This window comes from Streptomyces hainanensis, assembly GCF_004348415.1.
Taxonomy (GTDB): Bacteria; Actinomycetota; Actinomycetes; order Streptomycetales; family Streptomycetaceae; genus Streptomyces; species Streptomyces hainanensis.
In genome coordinates, this window is record NZ_SMKI01000731.1 from 1 (window position 1) to 2,424 (window position 2,424).

The 2,424-nt window shown below is 75.7% G+C and carries 1 protein-coding gene and 1 tRNA gene; one reads left to right on the forward strand and one right to left on the reverse strand.

Annotated features, from left to right (window positions below; translation table 11 throughout):
- A partial coding sequence (locus E1283_RS35310; RefSeq protein WP_132822249.1) for a bifunctional serine/threonine-protein kinase/ABC transporter substrate-binding protein occupies positions 1-2,087 on the forward strand: 2,087 nt, incomplete at its 5' end.
- A 98-nt stretch (positions 2,088-2,185) separates the two neighbouring features.
- Here E1283_RS35310 and E1283_RS35315 read toward each other — a convergent pair.
- A tRNA-Leu gene (locus E1283_RS35315) sits at positions 2,186-2,270 on the reverse strand.
- Between the last annotated feature and the right edge of the window lie 154 nt (positions 2,271-2,424).

Below are 2,424 nucleotides of genomic sequence, written 5' to 3' on the forward strand. Positions count from 1 at the left end.
GGTTGTTGGGGCGGCTCGGCGCGGGCGGGATGGGGGTCGTCTACCTGGGGCGCTCGCCGGACGGAGCGCTGGTGGCCTGCAAGGTGATCCGCCCCGAACTCGTCAACGATCCGGAGCTCAGAGCGCGCTTCGCCCGCGAGGTCGCGGCCGCCCGCCGGGTCGCCAGCCCCTGGGCGGTGCCCGTGCTCGAGGCCGATCCGGACGCCGCGTCGCCGTGGCTGGTCTCGCCGTGCGTCCTCGGCCCCGCGCTGACGCGGGCGGTGGAGGAGTTCGGCCCGTTGCCGCTCCCCAGCGTGCGGGCGCTCGGACGAGGCCTGGCCGAGGCCCTCGCCGTGACCCACGAGGCCGGTCTGGTGCATCGGGACGTGAAGCCGGGCAACGTGCTGCTCGCCCACGACGGCCCCCGGCTCATCGACTTCGGTCTGGCCAGGGGCCGTGGCACGCCGTCGCTCACGCACCCCGGCGCCGCCGTCGGCACCCCCGGATATCTCGCCCCGGAACAGGCACAGGCCAGAGCCGACCTGGTCGGCCCCGCCACCGACGTCTTCGCACTCGGCTGCGTGCTGGCCCACGCCGTCACCGGGCGCCGCCCCTTCGGGCACGCCCCGGTGGCCGTGTTGCTCTACCGCAGTGTGCACGAGGCGCCGGACCTCGACCGCGTGCCGTCCGAGCTGCGCCCGCTGCTGGAGTCCTGCCTGGCCAAGGCCCCGGGGGAGCGGCCCGACACGGCGGAGATCCACCGGGCCCTCGGCGGAGGCGGCGTCGGCCCACAACCCTGGCCCAAGCCCGTCGACGACCACATCGCCCGCCACGCCGCGACGCTGCTCCACCTCCCCGAGACACCGAAGACCGAGGTGGTCCGGCGCGCGCCGCCCCGTCCGCGCCGCCGGCGGCTGCTCGCCGGCGGGCTCGGCGCCGCCCTGGCGGCCGCGGGCGGCGGCGTCGGCTGGCTCGTCACCCGGGACGGCGCCCGGTCGGCGCGGGCCACCGCTCCGCCGACCCGCACAGTCGCCGTGCACGCGGATCTGTCGGGGCCCGGGCGGGGGGTGGGTGCGGCGCAGGAGAGCGGGGCGCGGTTGGCCGTCGAGGAGCTCAACGCCCGTGCCGACGTGCCGTTCAGGGTGGAGCTGCTGGTCAGGGACGACGGGGGCGACCCGGCGGAGGCGGTCCGCGTCGCGGCCGAACTCGCCGCCGACTCCTCGGTGTTGGCCGTGATCGGCCCCACCGCCGACGAGACCGCGCTGGCCGCCGCCGCGACCTACGACGACGCCGGGCTGCCGTTCCTGACCGTCTCCGTCGGGGCGGACGACCTCACCGCCACCCCACACGAGTCCCACCTCGCCACCCGACCGACGGACCACGGACAGAACGTGCCGCTGCTCGCATGTCTCACCCGGCTGCTGAGCGCCCGGCGGGTCGCCCTGGTGCACCACGGCGACACCGGCGGCCCGCACCGGGAGATCGTCGCCGGGGTCTCCGGCCACCTCGCCCGGCTGGGCGGCGTGGCGACCCTGCACGCGCTCCCCGGCGACCGGGCCGAGCTCGCCACCTTCACGGCCGCCCTCCTCGCGGACGCCCCCGACGCCCTTGTCCTCGCCGGCCCGCCGGGACCGGCCGCCGCGCTGGCCGGCGAGCTGCGCCGGGCCGGCTTCGACGGCGCCCGCCTGGCCACCGAGCCCGTGCTCGACCCTCGGTTCCCGGCGGAGGCGGGCGTGGCCGCCGAGGGGTGGATCATCACCGCCAGCTTCACCGATCCGCCCCAACTCCCGGCCGCCGAGGCATTCGTGACGGCCTATCGGAACCGCTTCGAGGTCGACCCGCCCTACTACGCGGTGGAGAGCTATGACACGGCGCACTTCCTCGCCGGGGCCCTGACCGAGCTCGCCGCCGCCGACGTCACCCGGATCTCCGTGACCCGCCGCCTGCCCAGGACCAGCCACCGGGGCGTCGCCAGGGCCTTCGCCTACGACCCGAACCTCGGCTCCGTCCCCGCCGACCCCACCTTCTACCTCTACCGCGTCCAGGACGCCGGCTTCCGCTTCCTCGGCCCCTACGACGCCGTCACCGACCTCGACCAGCCCGCCTGACGTCGCGCGGCGCTCGCCCGCACCCTCCGGCCCGGCTCGGCCAAAGAGGGCGTGAACAACAAAAAGACCCCAGGTGACCTGGGGTCTTTCCGAGTGAGTGTCCGAGGGGGGACTTGAACCCCCACGCCCTTAAACGGGCACTAGCACCTCAAGCTAGCGCGTCTGCCATTCCGCCACCCGGACGGGGTGTGTGCGCAGGGCCTGTGCGGCCGGCGCGACGGGTTAACCATATCAAGGTTCGGCGGGTGCTCTCTCCCGGATTCGAAGGGTGATCGAAGGGGTGCGGAGGGTGCCGAAGGGGGTGTCGGGTGCCGGTCAGCGGCGGCCGGTGCCCGGG